This is a genomic window from Tardiphaga robiniae (assembly GCF_013359755.1).
Lineage (GTDB): Bacteria > Pseudomonadota > Alphaproteobacteria > Rhizobiales > Xanthobacteraceae > Tardiphaga > Tardiphaga robiniae.
Window position 1 is genome coordinate 17,177 of sequence record NZ_JABMCJ010000090.1, and the last position, 14,642, is coordinate 31,818.

Sequence of the window (14,642 nt, forward strand, 5' to 3'; positions counted from 1 at the left end):
GCGTTGAATGCGCGGGATTTAAGTGTCCGCGGAGAGTTTAGTCAATCGGTCAATTAACTCTTGAGTGCGGCCGATTGTTCGTATTATCTGCGCTCCGAATGGCACCGACTTTGAACCCCAGCACCTCTGTGAAAACCGCCGCTGCCCGTAATCCGACGGCCGACAAGCTGTTGCTCGCGGCGAGCGAGCTGATGATTGCCAGCAACTCCATCGAGGTGTCGCTGAGCGAGATTGCGCAGCAGTCCGGGGTCAATGCGGCGCTGGTGAAATATCATTTCGGCAACAAGGACGGCCTGCTGCTGGCGCTGCTTGCGCGCGACGCCGCCACCGAGATGACCAATCTGGAATATCTGCTGGCGCAGCCGATCTCGGCCACCGCAAAACTGCGGCTGCACATCGCCGGCATCATCAAGGCCTATTACCAGTTTCCCTACATGAACCGGCTGATCCACTACTTGCTGCATGAGAGCAGCAACGAGGCAGCCGATGAAGTATCGAAGTTCTTCGTGGGGCCGCTGCTCGGCTTCCATCGCCGACTGCTGGCAGAGGGGCTCGACTCCGGCGAATTTCGCAAGGTCGATCCGGTGCTGTTCTACACCAGTTTGATCGGCGCCTGCGACAACCTGTTCTTCAGCCGTCATGCCATGTCGCGCGCCATTGGCGTCGGCCCGGTGACCGATGAAGTCTGCCGCGACTACGTCGCCCATATGGAAGCGATGCTGCTCGGCGGGATCCTCACAAACAAGAAGGCCGCCAAGGCCTGACATCACGAGCTCAGAAGAAACGGCCCAAGGAAAACTGCCAAGAAAATTCAAAAATGTCGGGAAACGCCCAAGGAACTAAATTCAAGAACCAACAATAAGAAACGCCCAAGGACCAGTTCCAAGAACAACAACCAAGAAAACGCCCAAGGACCACTTCTTCTTTTTCTTCTTCGTCGCGACTCAAGAATTCAAGAAACGATCAGAAACGCCCAAGGAAAGGCTCTATCCATGCAGTTGAAAGACGTAGCCGTATTCATCACCGGCGGTGGTTCGGGCCTCGGTGCCGCGACCGCACGCGCGATGGCTGCCAAAGGCGCCAAGGTCGCCGTGTTCGACCGCGCGCAGGACAATGCCGAGAAGGTCGCTGCCGAAGTTAAGGGCGTTGCCACCGTCGGCGATGTCACCAGCGAGAGTGACGTGAAGGCGGCGCTCGCCAAGGCAGCGGCTGCGCATGGTACCGCGCGCGTGCTGATGAACTGCGCCGGTATCGGCGGTTCGCAGCGCATCGTCGGCAAGCAGGGCGTTTATCCGCTCGAGAAGTTCACCAATGTCATCATGGTGAACTTGATCGGAACCTTCAACTGCCTGCGTCTGTTCGCCGAGCAGCTTGCCACCGCCGAACCGATCGGCGAGGAGCGCGGCGTCATCATCAACACCGCCAGCGTCGCCGCCTATGAAGGCCAGATCGGCCAGATCGCCTACTCCGCCTCGAAGGGGGGCGTTGTCGGCCTCACGCTGCCGGCTGCCCGCGATCTCGCCTCCAGCAAGATCCGCGTCAACACCATCGCGCCGGGCCTGTTCCTGACGCCGCTGCTGATGGGCCTCAACGAGGAAGCCCGCGCCAGTCTGGGCGCGCAGGTGCCGCATCCGGCCCGCCTCGGCGACGCCTCGGAATACGGCAACCTCGCGGTCCACATCGTCGAGAACCCGATGTTGAACGGCGAAACCATCCGCCTCGACGGCGCCATCCGTATGGCGCCGCGGTAGTACTTGTCTTCTTCCCCTCGTAGCCGCGCGCCGCGGGAGAGGGTGCCTGAGCAAGCGAAGGCGGGAGAGGGCTCGTTGTGGCACCCCTCTCCCAAGTGAGTTTGTTTCTAACTCCTGCGCTGCCCTCTCCCGCAAGGGGAGAGGGCGCGGCAATGAGCGTCGGCAAGGCGCCAACGAGTGAAACGGGAGAGCGCGTGTGTCTAATCCACTGCTGATCGAACACGACGATGGCGTGGACCGGGTGACGCTTAATCGTCCGGACAGTCTCAACGCGCTCGATCCCGTGCTGATCGACGCACTGAACGACTACTTCCAAAGCCTGCAGCGCAATCGCAAGACACGCGTGGTCGTCCTCAAGGGCGCCGGCGCCAATTTCTGCGCCGGGCTCGATCTCAAACACGCAATGGCCGCGCGCTCCGGGCAGAATGCACCGCGCACCGTCACCGAATCCCTCGATTCCCAGCGCCGCATCGCGGATATCGTGATGCTGATGCGCCGCTGTCCGCAGCCGATCATCGCGCTGGTGCAGGGGGCTGCCGCCGGTGGCGGTTTCGCGCTGGCGCTCGCAGCAGATATCCGCATCGCCGCCAAGTCAGCGCGCATGAATTGCGCCTTCATCAAGCTCGGCCTCGGCGGCTGCGACATCGGCTCAAGCTATTTCCTGCCGCGTCTCGTCGGTGTCTCCGTCGCCTCTGAACTGATCCTCACCGGCCGCTTCATCCATGCCGATCGCGCGCTGGCTGTTGGGTTGGTGTCGGAAGTTGTCGACGACGGTCAACTCGAAGCTGCCGCTGCGCCCTATGTCGATGCGATGATGACCGCGTCGCCGGTAGGGCTGCGGCTGTCGAAGGAATGCATCAACATGTCCGTGGATGCCGGCTCGATCGAGGCCGTCATCGCCATGGAAGATCGCAATCAGGTGCTGTGCAGCCGCTCGGAAGATTTCGAGGAAGGCATTCGCGCATTCATCGAGAAACGAAAGCCGGTTTACGTCACACGTTGAAGCGTGATCTCACGCACCGAATACAAGGTCCGACAAACGAGACCATGGTTCGACAAGAACGGTTTTGGGAGAAACTACATGAACGCCCAGGCTGCCGCGGTGCTGACAAAGCCCGCCTTCCGCAAGATCCACTGGATGGAGCGCGACATCGATGTCGAGCGCCGGCCGGACGGCGTCATCGTCATGAAGTCGCTGATACCGTTGATGCCCTATGAGACGCATCTGCCGGCGTCTCTGGCGAAGTGGGCCAAGGAGCGTCCCGATCACACCTGGCTGGCCCAGCGCGCCGGCGATGACCGGCAATGGCGTCGGCTCAGCTATGGCGAGGCGAAGCGGACCGCCGATGCGCTGACCCAGGCGCTACTCGACATGAAGCTCGCGGCCGATGGACCGGTTGCGATCCTTTCGGGCAATTCCATCGAGCATGCACTAATGACCATGGCGGCGATGCAGGCGCGGCATCCGGCAGCGCCGGTGTCGCCGGCCTATTCGCTGATGAGCCAGGATCACGCCAAGCTCAAATATCTGTTCGACCTGATCAAGCCTGTCGCGGTCATGGTGCAGGACGGGCCGACCTTCCAGAAGGCGCTGGATGCGCTCGATCTCACCGACATCAAGATCATCCATGTGGCGCGCCCGCCGACGGGGATCGCCAGCACCGCCTATGCCGACATGGTCGCGACCATGGTTACGCCCACGGTCGACGCATCGCTCGCCCAGATCATGCCCGATACGGTCGGCAAGCTGCTGTTCACCTCGGGCTCCACCGGCATGCCCAAGGCGGTCATCAACACGCAGCGGATGATGACGGCGAATGCCGCGATGATGATGCAGACGCGCCCGCGCGATCCGAACGCGCAGCCGCCGGTCTATCTCGACTGGATGCCGTGGAATCACACCATGGGCGGCAACGCTTTGTTCAACCCGCTGCTGATCGATGGCGGCACGCTCTATATCGACGATGGCCGTCCAATGCCGGGCATGATCGACGAGACATTGCGCAATCTGCGCGAAATCTCGCCGACCTATTACGCCAATGTTCCCGCCGGCTATGCTGCCATCGCCAGCGCGATGGAGAAAGACGATGCGCTGGCGCGCTCGTTCTTCAAGAACCTGAATCTGATGGCCTATGGCGGCGCGCGTCTCCCTGACGATCTCTATGATCGTATGCAGGCGCTGGCCGTGCGCGCCACCGGCGAGCGCATCGTGTTCTATACCGGTTGGGGCTGCACCGAGACCTCGCCGACCTCGACCGGCACCTATTGGGACACCGAGCGCGTCGGCCTGATCGGCCTGCCGTTCCCCGGCGTCGAACTCAAGATGGTGCCGGTGGATTCGAAATACGAATTGCGCTTGCGCGGCGTCAACGTGATGCCGGGCTACTATCGCCAGCCGGACCTCACCAAAGCGGCCTTCGACGAGGAAGGCTTCTACAAGATCGGCGACGCTGGCATTTTCGTCGACGACAATGACCCCGTGCAGGGCCTGATCTTCTCCGGCCGCGTGGTGGAGGACTTCAAGCTGACGACCGGCACCTTCGTGCATGTCGGCTCGTTGCGCACCGATGTGATCGCTGCTGCGACGCCGGTGGTGCAGGACGCGCTGATCACGGGACAGGATCGCCCCTATATCGGCGTGCTCGCCTGGCCCAACCTGCCGGCCTGCCGCATCATGATCGGCGAGCCCGAGGCGACATTTGCCGATGTGGTGAAACATCCTGCGGTTCTTGCCTGTCTGAAGAAGGGGCTGCAGGCACATAATGCGTCGTGCGAAGGCGCCAGCAGCAGGCGCATTGCGCGCGCGATGTTCATGGTCGAGCCGGCGTCCATCGACGGCAACGAACTCACCGACAAGGGCTACATCAACCAACGCGCCGGCCTCGAACGCCGCGCGGCACTGGTCGCCCAGCTTTACGCCGAGCACCCCGGCGAAGACGTCATCATCCTCAACTAGACTTTCCATCGATCAGAACAGAGTACACCGCCATGAACTTCGATTTCTCCGACGACCAGAAGCAGCTCCGCGACGAGGCCCGGCGTTTTCTCACCGAGAAGTGCCCGCCGAAGGCTGTGCGCGCCGTGATCGACGGCAAGGCGCCCTATGATCGCGAGCTCTGGAAGGGCCTTGCGGATATGGGCTTCCTCGGCGTTGCCATCCCGGAAGCCTTTGGCGGCTCGGGTGCCGGTCATCTCGAACTCTGCGTGATCGCCGAGGAAATGGGCCGTGCACTCGCCCCGGTGCCGTTCTCCTCGACGGTCTACCTCGCCGCAGAAGCGCTGCTGCTCGCCGGTTCCGATGCGCAAAAGCAGAAGTGGCTGCCGGCGATTGCACAGGGCAATGCCGTCGGCACGCTGGCGCTGTTCGAAGGTTCCGGTAATCCGTCGCCAAAGGCGATCAAGCTCACCGCGGCTAACGGCGTGCTCAACGGCACCAAGAAGCCGGTGGCCGATGGCGCCATCGCTGACTTCGCGATCGTCGCCGCGCGCACCGGTTCGACTGGCCGCGATACCGACATCGCGCTGTATCTTGTCGATCTCACCAGCGAGGGCGTCGAGGCCAAGGCACTGACATCCATCGATCCCTCGCGCAATCAGGCCGAGATCTCGTTCAAGAATGTCAAGGCTGAGCTGCTCGGCGCTGCGAATGAAGGCTGGAGCATCCTCTCGCAGGTGCTCGACCGCGCCGCGGTGTTGATCAGCTTCGAACAGGTCGGCGGTTCCGACCGCGCGCTGGAAATGGGCCGCGACTACGCGCTCGACCGCATTGCCTTCGGCCGCCAGATCGGTTCGTTCCAAGCGGTCAAGCACATGCTCGCCGACATGTATGTCTCGGCGACGCTGGCGCGCTCGAATTGCTATTACGGCGCATGGGCGCTTTCGACCAACGCGTCCGAACTGCCGGAAGCCGCCGCTGCAGCACGCATCAGTGCGACGCAGGCGTTCCAGCACTGCTCCAAGAACAACATCCAGGTTCATGGCGGCATGGGCTTCACCTGGGAGTTCGACTGCCACCTCTACTATCGCCGCTCCAACGCGGTGGCGGTCGGGCTCGGCTCACTGTCTTATTGGGAAGACCAGTTGATCGAGCGCATGCGCCAGAAGAATGCGGCGTAAGGATCAATCGAGATGAATTTCGATGACACCCCGCAGGAGGCCGCGTTTCGCGCCGAGGCGAAAGCCTGGATCGCGGCCAATGCGCCGAAGCAATATGAAGACGAGCTGAAAAAGGCCGCGCTCGGCCGCATTCAGCTCAAGAGTGCGAATATTCTGGAAGTCGCGAAAGCCTGGCAGAAGAAGAAGGCCGATGCCGGCTGGGCCGTACCGCACTGGCCGAAGGAGTATGGCGGCCGCGGCGCATCGCCCATCGAGCGGGTGATCTGGCAGCAGGAAGAGGGCGTGTTCGGCAAGCTCGGGGCGCTCTTCATTATCGGTCACGGCATGTGCGGCCCGACCATGATGGCCTATGCCGCCGAGGAGCATAAGCGGCAGTATCTGCCGCCGCTGGCGTCCGGCGAGAAGATCTGGTGCCAGTTGTTCTCCGAACCCGCCGGCGGATCCGACGTCGCGGGTCTCCGCACCCGCGCGGAAAAGGACGGCGATGACTGGGTCATCAACGGCCAGAAGATCTGGACCTCCGGCGCGCACTACTCGGATTACGGCATCCTGATCACCCGTACCGATCCCACCGTGCCGAAGCACAAGGGCCTCACCATGTTCTTCCTGGACATGAAGAGCCCGGGCGTGGAGGTGAAGCCGATCAAGCAGGCCAACGGTCAGGCCGAGTTCAACGAGGTGTATTTCACCGACGTGCGGATTCCCGATGCGCAGCGGCTCGGCGCTGTGGGTGACGGCTGGAACGTCTCGCTCACCACGCTGATGAACGAGCGTATGGCGATCGGCGCCAATGTCGCCACCGGCTTCCCGGAATTGTTCGAGTTCTGCAGCAGCCTGATGCTGGATGACGGTCCGGCCATCGACGACCCCGCCGTGCGCTCCAAGCTTGCCAACTGGGCGGTGCGTGCCTCGGGCCTGCGTTATACGGCATTCCGTTCGATCTCGGCGCTGTCGCGCGGTGAACGTCCGGGTCCGGAAAACTCCATCGGTAAGCTCGTTGCCGGCGCCATGCTGCAGGATGTCGCGACCTATGCGCTCGATCTGCAGGGCGCGGCCGGCGTGCTGAACGGGCCGGAGGACGCGGAGGTCGCCGGCAAGTTCCAGGCGATGCTGCTGCGCTCGCCCGCCACGCGCGTCGAAGGCGGCACTGACGAGATTCTGCGCAACATCATCGCGGAACGTGTGCTCGGCCTGCCGGGCGACATCCGCGTCGACAAGGACGTGCCATTCAACAAGATCCCGACCAAGGGACGATAAGTCAGCCTGTAGGATGGGTAGAACGCAGCGAAACCCATCAATGTCCGCGCAAGCCCATCGATGGGTTTCGCAAGGGCTCTACCCATCCTACGCTTTCTTTTCTCATTAAGGACTACTGCCATGAACTTCGATGACACGCCGCAGGAAGCCGAATTCCGCGCTATCGCGCGCAAGTGGATCGATGCCAACGCGCCGAAAGAACTGGAAGCCGAGCTGACCAAGCCGTCGGCCAAGCGCGCCTCTGAGAAGCGCGACGCGATGCTCGATGTCGCCAAGGCCTGGCAGAAGAAGAAGGCAGATGCCGGCTGGGCCTGTCTGCATTGGCCGAAGGAATATGGCGGTCGCGGCTCGACGCCGATCGAGCGCGTGATCTGGCAGCAGGAAGAGGGCGTCTATGACAAGCTCGCGCGGCCCTTCGCCATTGGGCAGGGCATGTGCGGCCCCACCGTGATGGCCTATGCCTCCGAAGACCAGAAGCGCAAATATCTGCCGCCGCTGGCCTCCGGCGAGAAGGTCTGGTGTCAGCTGTTCTCTGAACCCGCCGGTGGTTCCGACGTCGCTGGCCTTCGTACCCGCGCGGAGAAGGATGGTGACGACTGGATCGTCAACGGCCAGAAGATCTGGACCTCCGGCGCGCATTACTCTGATTATGGCATCCTGATCACCCGCACTGACCCGAATGTGCCCAAGCACAAGGGTCTGACCATGTTCTTCCTCGACATGAAGAGTGAGGGCGTCGAGGTAAAGCCGATCAAGCAGGCCAATGGCATGCAGGAATTCAACGAGGTGTTCTTCACCAATGTAAGGATCCCGGATAGCCAGCGGCTCGGCGCCGTCGGTGACGGCTGGAACGTGTCGCTGACCACGCTGATGAATGAGCGTATGTCGATCGGCTCCCGCGTCGCCACGGGTTTCCCGGAGCTGTTCGAGTTCTGCAGCAACCTGATGCTGGAAGACGGTCTCGCCATCGACGATCCCAATGTGCGCTCCAAGCTTGCAAGCTGGGCGGTGAAGAATTCCGGCCTGAAATACACCAGCTATCGCTCGATTTCGGCGCTGTCGAAGGGCGAGCGTCCGGGTCCGGAGAACTCCATCGGCAAGCTGGTCTCCGGCATGATGATGCAGGACATCGCGATGTTCGCCGCCGATCTGCAGGGCGCTTCCGGCGCGCTGGTCGGCGCCGATGCGGAAGCAGCCGGCGAATTCCAGGCGACCATTCTGGGCTCGCCGTCCATGCGTATCGCCGGCGGCACCGACGAGATCCTGCGCAACATCATCGCCGAGCGCGTGCTCGGCCTGCCGGGCGACATCCGCGTTGACAAGGACGTGCCGTTCAACAAGGTCCCGACCAAGGGACGGTAAGCTCTTTCTTCCCCTCTCCCCCGTGCGAAGCGAAGCTTCGCTAGGTGGGAGAGGGTGGCCGCGCGAAGCGCGGACGGGTGAGGGGTGCCACAAGCTCCGAGCCCAGCCGTACCCCTCATCCGTCACGGCCTTCGGCCGTGCCACCTTCTCCCACAAGGGGAGAAGGAAGAAGTCGCGACGACAGAGGCTCCCATGACCGACTCCATCGACACGCTCGAAACCCTTCTGGCGTCACGTTACTCCTGCCGTGCCTACAAGACCGAGCAGGTGCCGCGCGCCATCATCGACCGCATTCTCAATGCCGCGCAAAAGACCGCGTCGTGGTGCAACAGCCAGCCGTGGCAGGTCACGATCACGTCGGGTGAAGCCACCAAGAAGTTTCGCGACGTGCTCTATCCCGTCGCGGCCGCGGGTACGCCGAATTCGGGCGACTTCCCCTTTCCGCGCGAATATCGCGGGGTCTATCTGGACCGCCGTCGCGAAAGCGGCTTCCAGCTCTACAATACGCTGGGCATCGCGCGTGGCGACAAGACGGCCTATGCCGAGCAGGCGCTGCAGAACTTCAATTTCTTCGGCGCGCCGCATGTGGCGATCATCACGTCGGACGAGGCGCTCGGCGTCTATGGCGCAGTGGACTGCGGCGGCTATGTAAACAATTTCATGCTGGCTGCGCAGGCGCTCGGCCTCGCGACCGTGCCGCAGGCGGCGCTGGCGTTTCACTCGGCCGTGGTGCGCCAGCATTTCGGCATGAGCGACGACCGCCGCGTCGTTTGCGGCATTTCGTTCGGCTATCCGGACCGCGAGCACAAGGTCAACAGCTACCGAACCAACCGCGCGCAGTTAGGCGATGTGGCGACGTTTGTGGAGTGACTCTGCTCACTTCCCCTCTCCCCCAGCGCAGCGAAGCTGCGCGCCGTGGGAGAGGGTGGATCGAACGCGAAGCGGTCGAGACGGGAGAGGGGCTGCCACGAGCTCCGAGCTTGGCTACCCCTCTCCCGCCGTCGCTTCGCTCAGGCACCCTCTCCCGCAAGGGGAGAGGGGAAGAAAAGTGCCACGGGCTTAACGTTTAAAACCGCGGTGCCCGTTTCTCCGCGAACGCCTTCGTGCCTTCCTTGATCTCATCGCCCCGCATGCTGTCCCGCGCGCGCTGATCGGCGGCAGCCTCGTCCAGTTCACCGCGGGCGAATTCGTTGATCGCCTGCTTCATGCCGCGCATGGCGATCGGGGCGTTGCCGGCCAGAATCATGGCGAGCTTGTCGACTTCCTCGTCCAGCGCCTCGGTCGGCACCATGGCGGTGAGGTAGCCGATCCGCAGCAGTTCGCTGGCTTCCAGCTTCTGCGCGGTGAGAAACAATCGCTTGGCGTTGTCGACCCCGAGCCGGCTCACGTAGCGTTTGATGCCGCCCTTGTAATAATGCAGCCCGAGCCGGGCGGCCGGCATGAACATCTCGCAGGTGTCGACGCCGATGCGGAAGTCGCAGGCCAGTGCCATGTCGGTGGAGCCGCCATAGACGCCGCCATTGAGCCGGCAGATCGTCGGGAGCGCCAGGTCCTCCAGCCGGTTTGCCACGGCCTCAAAGGCCGATCCGGACGAACCTTCGGCCACGGGCTTGGGCGCGCTGGCAGCCCGTTCGGAGATCGCATTGAGATCGAAGCCGGCGCTGAAAGCGCGGCCGGTGCCGGTGAGCACCAGCACCCGGACGGCGCGATTGGCCTCTACGCGATCGAACAGCTGTACCAAGGTGTCCAGGTCGAGCTGGGACAGCCGGTTCAGCTTTTGGGGGCGGTTCAGGCGGATGGTGGCGCGGGGGCCGTCGATGGTCAGAATGGGGGGCGAGGACTGGTCAGATGCGGTTTCCGTCGTTTCCGACATGTTGTTCTCCTTTGGGATGCGAGCGACGGTGCCCGCACCGGCGGATCGCGTCAATCTGCGCACGACTCCGTGATTTTTGCGGGTTGCAACACGGGCTATTTTAACCAGATGGGCTATATTGCGGCTGCAAAGGCCCGGTCATTCGCGCTTCATAGTCGCGGAGGACGGTGCGGCCGTTCCTGGAAACCCGGTTTGCTCCCATGGATATGTCCTATCTCCATCACTTTGGCAGCGCCGCCGCCACGATCTTCGTGGTCGCGACCGCCACGATGCGGACGATGATTCCGCTGCGGGTGTTTGGCATCATGGCCAATGTCCTGCTAATCGCGATCTCGATCCCAACCCACAACTATCCGACCATGGCATTGCATGCGGTACTGCTGCCGCTCAACATCTACCGCCTGCGCCAGATGCTGCAATTGGTCCAGGATGTGAAAAAGTCGGTGAACTCCGACCTGTCGATGGAATGGCTGAAGCCGTTCATGACCAAGCGTCCCTGTAAGGCCGGTGAGGTGTTGTTTTACAAGGACGAGAAGGCCGAAGACATGTTCTACATCGTCAGTGGCCGTTATCGTCTGGTCGAATCCGGGATCGAATTGCCGGTCGGCGCCATTGTCGGTGAACTCGGCATGCTGTCGCCCTTGAACGAACGCACCCAGACGCTGGAATGTATCGAGCCCGGCATGGTGCTCAGCGTCAGCTACAGCCAGGTCGAAGAGCTCTACGTGCAGAATCCGGAATTCGGTTTCTTCTTCCTGCGTCTCGCCAGCGCGCGATTGTTCGAGAATATCGACAAGCTGGAAGCGCGTCTGATGAAGCAGGACGCGCCCGCATTGCCCATGGCGCCGCAGCACGCATAAGCATCAGGACGTCCCGTGGCAGGTTTCATCAACGTCATCCGCTCCACGCTCGCCGAGCTGGCGAACAGGAGCGAACCTGCAGCGCCGGTTTTGCCGGTGGGGCTGCCGGCTGCGGTGCGTCCTGTGGCGGAAGATGGCGTGGCCCTGTTGATTAACTATCAGAGCGCAGTCTACGCGCAGCTCTACAGCGACCGGCTGCGTCGCTTTGTCGGACGGCGCAACGTCAGCGACGAACTGTTTAGCGAGATTGCGCGGCTGCTCACGATGCGCATGAGCTATCACGATCCGATCCGCATCGCGCAGCTCAAGCTGCAGGAGCCCGTGATGCCCGGCCGGCCGCCCGTCGTCGACAGGCGGCGTTTTCGCCTCGACGAGTTGGTGTCGGCATTGCCGGAGATCGTCGGCGATCCCCTGATGTGGGCGCTCGAGCGCATCTATTGTGCGCATCGCACGGTGCCGATCCGTTTCAGCAAGGCGAGCATCTGGGGCATCAAGCGCCTTGAGTTCGAATCCTGGCTGCGACGTTGGCGCCTGTTGTCGACGCGTTATGAAACCGAGCGCGTCTGGGTCGAACGCTGGCTGCACATGATTGATCGGGCACTGACCAGGCAGCCGGACGCGGCAATGGCCATCGTGCAGACGGCAACCATGATCGAAGGTTACGGCACGGGCTATCGGCAGGGCATGGCCGCCTGGCATCAGATCATCGATGGGCTGGCCAAGCCGGTTTTCGATGGGACGCTGGTTATCACCGATCTGGCGGACGCGATCACGCGTGCCCGTGCGGTGCCGCGCGACCCGAAGGGTGACCAATTACGCAAGGTGATCGGCGAGCTCCGGGCGCATGCCGTCCTGAACTAGCGAGAAAGTGGAACGTGCGCAGTGTTTTCCCGACCAGGCTGGCTCTGCAGGAAGCGGTGGGTTTTCGGTTCCGCGGCGTGCATTCCCGGTTTCGGAGTGTCATAAATAGGGCGAGTGATCGGGCCGGCTAAGCGGGCCAGCCTGTCGTGACCGGTGAGAGGGACGTCAGCTTGTTGTTTCCTGCAATGTCGTCGTCGATTGCTCTGGGCGGGCTCGTCGGGTGGATGCTCGTCCTCACCGTCAAGCATGTGATCGCTGATTTCCTGCTGCAAAACGCCTGGATGGCGATAGGCAAGGATCAACGGACCGGATGGGCGCTGCCGCTGCTGGCGCATTGCGCGATCCATGGCGTGCTGACGACGCTGTTCATTGCCGTCGTACAACCCAAGCTCTGGTTCCTGGGACTGGTCGACTTTGCGATCCACATCACCATCGATCGGCTCAAGGGCATCTGTGTCTCGCATTTCGGTGTGACGCAGGGCCATCGCTGGTTCTGGTGGCTGATCGGCATCGATCAGGCGCTGCATCACCTGACCGACTTCTTCCTGGCCATCTTCATCGTCGCCAACAGCTGATGCGCGTTTGAACGCATCGAGTTCCAATGTGGCGGTAGCAGGGCACGGCTGCCACATTTCAAACTGTTACTCAAGAGTCGCACGCGGCCATTAAGGCTGTTGGTTAACCCTGCGTTAGGAAATTCAACCGCATCCTCATTAACGAGGAGAAACCCCATGCGGTCCAGCCGTCAAGCTTTTGAGAACGATTTTTGCCCCGTCGAGGAAGATCTGCTCGGTGCAATGTATCGTGCAAATGAAAATGGCCTGCCCCATCTCGTGGCCAGCGTTTCATCCGACGTCCGCGCGATGCTGGCTCTGTTCTGCTATCGCCGCAGTCATCTTCACGCTTTGGCAATCTCGATCGCATCGAGCTGCAGCGAGCGTGAGCTGATCGAATTCGGTGGCCGCGTTGGTTCCACGCTCTACGCGCTGTCACACGACACCGCCGTGGCGCGTCCTTCGGTGTCGGCCTATCACAACCGTAAGGCCATCACGCTGTCGACCAAGCCGCTCTCGACGCTGGCGCCGATGGATGATGATCTCGACGACGAGCTGGATGACAAGGAATTCGCTCACGCCGTCACGGCGTAAGCTGACATCAACTACTCTGCAGCTGCCAGAATTGGCAGCCCGTGCCGGCGCCGCGCCATGGCGCATTCGGGATCGCCAGGCATGCAGGTTCGGCACACGTCCGGCCTCACAGCATAAATCCCGCAGGCTGTTGCCTCTCCAACCTTTCCGGTCAATGCGCTGCAGCGGTCTCCGTCGCAGCGCATTCCCGATTCACGGTCGTTGACATATTTGGCCGGGATCAGATCGAGATCGGCATCGTCCTCGATGGTGAAGCGCGGCCAGTTGCTGGAATACGAACAGCACGCACCACAGGCCTGGCATGGGCTGGCGTCGCTGATCGTGGTGGCATCGCTTGTCATGCCGCGGTTTATCCCGATCGGACCGGTTTCGCCAGCCGTGCAGATGCAGGCTCGGCTGTTTCAGGTATCCTGTGGCCGCTCCCAGCTCAGCGTCTTGCGCCATTTGCTGCGCAGCGTCTCACGCCGCTCCGGATACTTCTCATCGAGGAAATGGGCCTCGATTGCGCGATCGGTTCGAAAACTGCGGAAATCCTGGCGGAGCTCGCACCACGCCGCCAGCAGCCGCACCGCTTCCAGATAACCCACCGCGATCGGCCAGACGATGCGCTCGCTGTCGCGACCGGCTTCGTCCCGGTAAAGCAGCCGGACCTTCTTGCCCGCATGAATATGCGCGCGCATCTGCACCATATCCATGCTGTCGGCGGTGCCGCGGAAATGCGGCCGCGCGCGGCTCGCGGGTTCCAGCACGAAGGGGCGCAAGCGCTCGGGCACGGTGTCCGCGATCTTCGCAATGAGATCCTGTGCGGCCTTGGCCAATGCCGGATCGGCGTGCCCCATCACCCATTGCGCGCCGAGCACTGCGGCTTCGATCTCGTCGGGTGTCAGCATCAGCGGCGGCATGTCGAAGCCGCGTTCGAGGATATACCCCATGCCGGCTTCGCCGCGGATCGGGACGCGCTGTGCCATCAGCGTCGCGATGTCGCGATAGATCGTGCGCTTGGACGTTTCCAGTTCGGCGGCAATGGCATCCGCCGTCAACGGCTTCCGCGTGCGCCGGAGTACCTGGATGATCTGAAACAGGCGGTCTGCGCGTCTCATCGTCGTCTCTCTGTCCGTGTTGGTCCGCTGTCGATGCTGACAGCATGTTGGCAGCAGGGGGCAGTCATACAGGACCCAGGTTCAAACGAACGAAGGATTCTGCAATGACCGCTTTCGATAGCCTCGAGGCATTTTCGCATGATGACCGGCTCTGGCGCATCCGGGCATGGCTGCTGGAACGCGCCATTCTCGCCCTGTCGGGCGACCTCCGCTGGGCCCTGATCGGGCTCGGCTGGCGCATGGTCTCCACCGCGGCGGTCCAGGCGCGCGCTTGGGTCGCCGGCGTCATCCGGCGTGACGGCTGCTGACACCAC

Annotated in this window: 16 protein-coding genes; 13 read left to right on the forward strand and 3 right to left on the reverse strand. The window is 62.4% G+C overall.

Annotated elements, in window-relative coordinates:
* The first annotated feature begins 98 nt into the window (after positions 1-98).
* The 8 genes from HP556_RS19880 to HP556_RS19915 all read left to right on the forward strand — a co-directional run bounded on the left by HP556_RS19880 (position 99) and on the right by HP556_RS19915 (position 9,356).
* Complete coding sequence (locus HP556_RS19880) at positions 99-764, forward strand: TetR family transcriptional regulator (RefSeq protein ID WP_120291832.1); 666 nt, start codon at positions 99-101, stop codon at positions 762-764.
* A gap of 228 nt (positions 765-992) precedes the next feature.
* On the forward strand, positions 993-1,751 hold the full coding sequence (locus HP556_RS19885) for an SDR family NAD(P)-dependent oxidoreductase (RefSeq protein ID WP_093756859.1): 759 nt from the start codon (positions 993-995) through the stop codon (positions 1,749-1,751).
* Positions 1,752-1,947: 196 nt separating this feature from the next.
* Entirely contained in the window at positions 1,948-2,754 is an 807-nt protein-coding gene (locus tag HP556_RS19890; RefSeq protein WP_175368261.1) for an enoyl-CoA hydratase-related protein, read from the forward strand.
* Between the two features lie 78 nt (positions 2,755-2,832).
* Positions 2,833-4,707 carry an AMP-binding protein gene (locus HP556_RS19895; protein ID WP_092145060.1) on the forward strand — a complete coding sequence of 625 codons (1,875 nt, stop codon included), beginning with the start codon at positions 2,833-2,835 and terminating at the stop codon, positions 4,705-4,707.
* A 32-nt stretch (positions 4,708-4,739) separates the two neighbouring features.
* A complete protein-coding gene (locus tag HP556_RS19900) occupies positions 4,740-5,867 on the forward strand; it encodes an acyl-CoA dehydrogenase family protein (protein ID WP_175368262.1) in 1,128 nt (375 codons plus the stop codon).
* A gap of 12 nt (positions 5,868-5,879) precedes the next feature.
* Positions 5,880-7,124: an acyl-CoA dehydrogenase gene (locus HP556_RS19905; protein WP_175368263.1), complete on the forward strand. Its 1,245-nt coding sequence runs from the start codon at positions 5,880-5,882 to the stop codon at positions 7,122-7,124.
* Between the two features lie 120 nt (positions 7,125-7,244).
* On the forward strand, positions 7,245-8,486 hold the full coding sequence (locus HP556_RS19910; RefSeq protein ID WP_175368264.1) for an acyl-CoA dehydrogenase: 1,242 nt from the start codon (positions 7,245-7,247) through the stop codon (positions 8,484-8,486).
* A gap of 192 nt (positions 8,487-8,678) precedes the next feature.
* The gene (locus HP556_RS19915; protein ID WP_175368265.1) at positions 8,679-9,356 is read left to right on the forward strand and encodes a nitroreductase; all 678 of its coding nucleotides are present in this window, start codon (positions 8,679-8,681) and stop codon (positions 9,354-9,356) included.
* A gap of 196 nt (positions 9,357-9,552) precedes the next feature.
* On the opposite strand, the gene HP556_RS19920 is transcribed toward HP556_RS19915, so the two are convergent.
* A complete protein-coding gene (locus tag HP556_RS19920) occupies positions 9,553-10,359 on the reverse strand; it encodes an enoyl-CoA hydratase/isomerase family protein (protein ID WP_175368266.1) in 807 nt (268 codons plus the stop codon).
* Between the two features lie 200 nt (positions 10,360-10,559).
* Here HP556_RS19920 and HP556_RS19925 point away from each other — a divergent pair, with 200 nt between their 5' ends.
* The 4 genes from HP556_RS19925 (at position 10,560) to HP556_RS19940 (ending at position 13,228) form a co-directional block, all read left to right on the forward strand.
* Positions 10,560-11,219: a Crp/Fnr family transcriptional regulator gene (locus tag HP556_RS19925; RefSeq protein ID WP_089265467.1), complete on the forward strand. Its 660-nt coding sequence runs from the start codon at positions 10,560-10,562 to the stop codon at positions 11,217-11,219.
* 15 nt (positions 11,220-11,234) lie between these two features.
* Complete coding sequence (locus tag HP556_RS19930; protein WP_175368267.1) at positions 11,235-12,080, forward strand: DUF6537 domain-containing protein; 846 nt, start codon at positions 11,235-11,237, stop codon at positions 12,078-12,080.
* A 170-nt stretch (positions 12,081-12,250) separates the two neighbouring features.
* Positions 12,251-12,655 (forward strand): DUF3307 domain-containing protein, encoded by a 405-nt coding sequence (locus tag HP556_RS19935; RefSeq protein WP_068735395.1) that lies wholly within the window; start codon positions 12,251-12,253, stop codon positions 12,653-12,655.
* A gap of 156 nt (positions 12,656-12,811) precedes the next feature.
* Positions 12,812-13,228: a hypothetical protein gene (locus HP556_RS19940; protein WP_068735003.1), complete on the forward strand. Its 417-nt coding sequence runs from the start codon at positions 12,812-12,814 to the stop codon at positions 13,226-13,228.
* An 11-nt stretch (positions 13,229-13,239) separates the two neighbouring features.
* On the opposite strand, the gene HP556_RS19945 is transcribed toward HP556_RS19940, so the two are convergent.
* Entirely contained in the window at positions 13,240-13,569 is a 330-nt protein-coding gene (locus HP556_RS19945) for a YkgJ family cysteine cluster protein (protein ID WP_175368268.1), read from the reverse strand.
* Positions 13,570-13,629: 60 nt separating this feature from the next.
* Positions 13,630-14,328 (reverse strand): helix-turn-helix transcriptional regulator, encoded by a 699-nt coding sequence (locus HP556_RS19950; RefSeq protein ID WP_175368269.1) that lies wholly within the window; start codon positions 14,326-14,328, stop codon positions 13,630-13,632.
* Between the two features lie 104 nt (positions 14,329-14,432).
* On the opposite strand from HP556_RS19950, the gene HP556_RS19955 reads away from it, so the two are divergent.
* Entirely contained in the window at positions 14,433-14,636 is a 204-nt protein-coding gene (locus HP556_RS19955; protein ID WP_175368270.1) for a hypothetical protein, read from the forward strand.
* Positions 14,637-14,642: the final 6 nt, after the last annotated feature.

Coding starts and splice junctions, on each gene's coding strand:
- HP556_RS19880 (WP_120291832.1), top strand. CDS start 99: ATGGCACCGACTTTGAACCCCAGCACCTCTGTGAAAACCGCCGCTGCC.
- HP556_RS19885 (WP_093756859.1), top strand. CDS start 993: ATGCAGTTGAAAGACGTAGCCGTATTCATCACCGGCGGTGGTTCGGGC.
- HP556_RS19895 (WP_092145060.1), top strand. CDS start 2,833: ATGAACGCCCAGGCTGCCGCGGTGCTGACAAAGCCCGCCTTCCGCAAG.
- HP556_RS19900 (WP_175368262.1), top strand. CDS start 4,740: ATGAACTTCGATTTCTCCGACGACCAGAAGCAGCTCCGCGACGAGGCC.
- HP556_RS19905 (WP_175368263.1), top strand. CDS start 5,880: ATGAATTTCGATGACACCCCGCAGGAGGCCGCGTTTCGCGCCGAGGCG.
- HP556_RS19910 (WP_175368264.1), top strand. CDS start 7,245: ATGAACTTCGATGACACGCCGCAGGAAGCCGAATTCCGCGCTATCGCG.
- HP556_RS19915 (WP_175368265.1), top strand. CDS start 8,679: ATGACCGACTCCATCGACACGCTCGAAACCCTTCTGGCGTCACGTTAC.
- HP556_RS19920 (WP_175368266.1), bottom strand. CDS start 10,359: ATGTCGGAAACGACGGAAACCGCATCTGACCAGTCCTCGCCCCCCATT.
- HP556_RS19925 (WP_089265467.1), top strand. CDS start 10,560: ATGGATATGTCCTATCTCCATCACTTTGGCAGCGCCGCCGCCACGATC.
- HP556_RS19940 (WP_068735003.1), top strand. CDS start 12,812: ATGCGGTCCAGCCGTCAAGCTTTTGAGAACGATTTTTGCCCCGTCGAG.
- HP556_RS19945 (WP_175368268.1), bottom strand. CDS start 13,569: ATGACAAGCGATGCCACCACGATCAGCGACGCCAGCCCATGCCAGGCC.
- HP556_RS19950 (WP_175368269.1), bottom strand. CDS start 14,328: ATGAGACGCGCAGACCGCCTGTTTCAGATCATCCAGGTACTCCGGCGC.
- HP556_RS19955 (WP_175368270.1), top strand. CDS start 14,433: ATGACCGCTTTCGATAGCCTCGAGGCATTTTCGCATGATGACCGGCTC.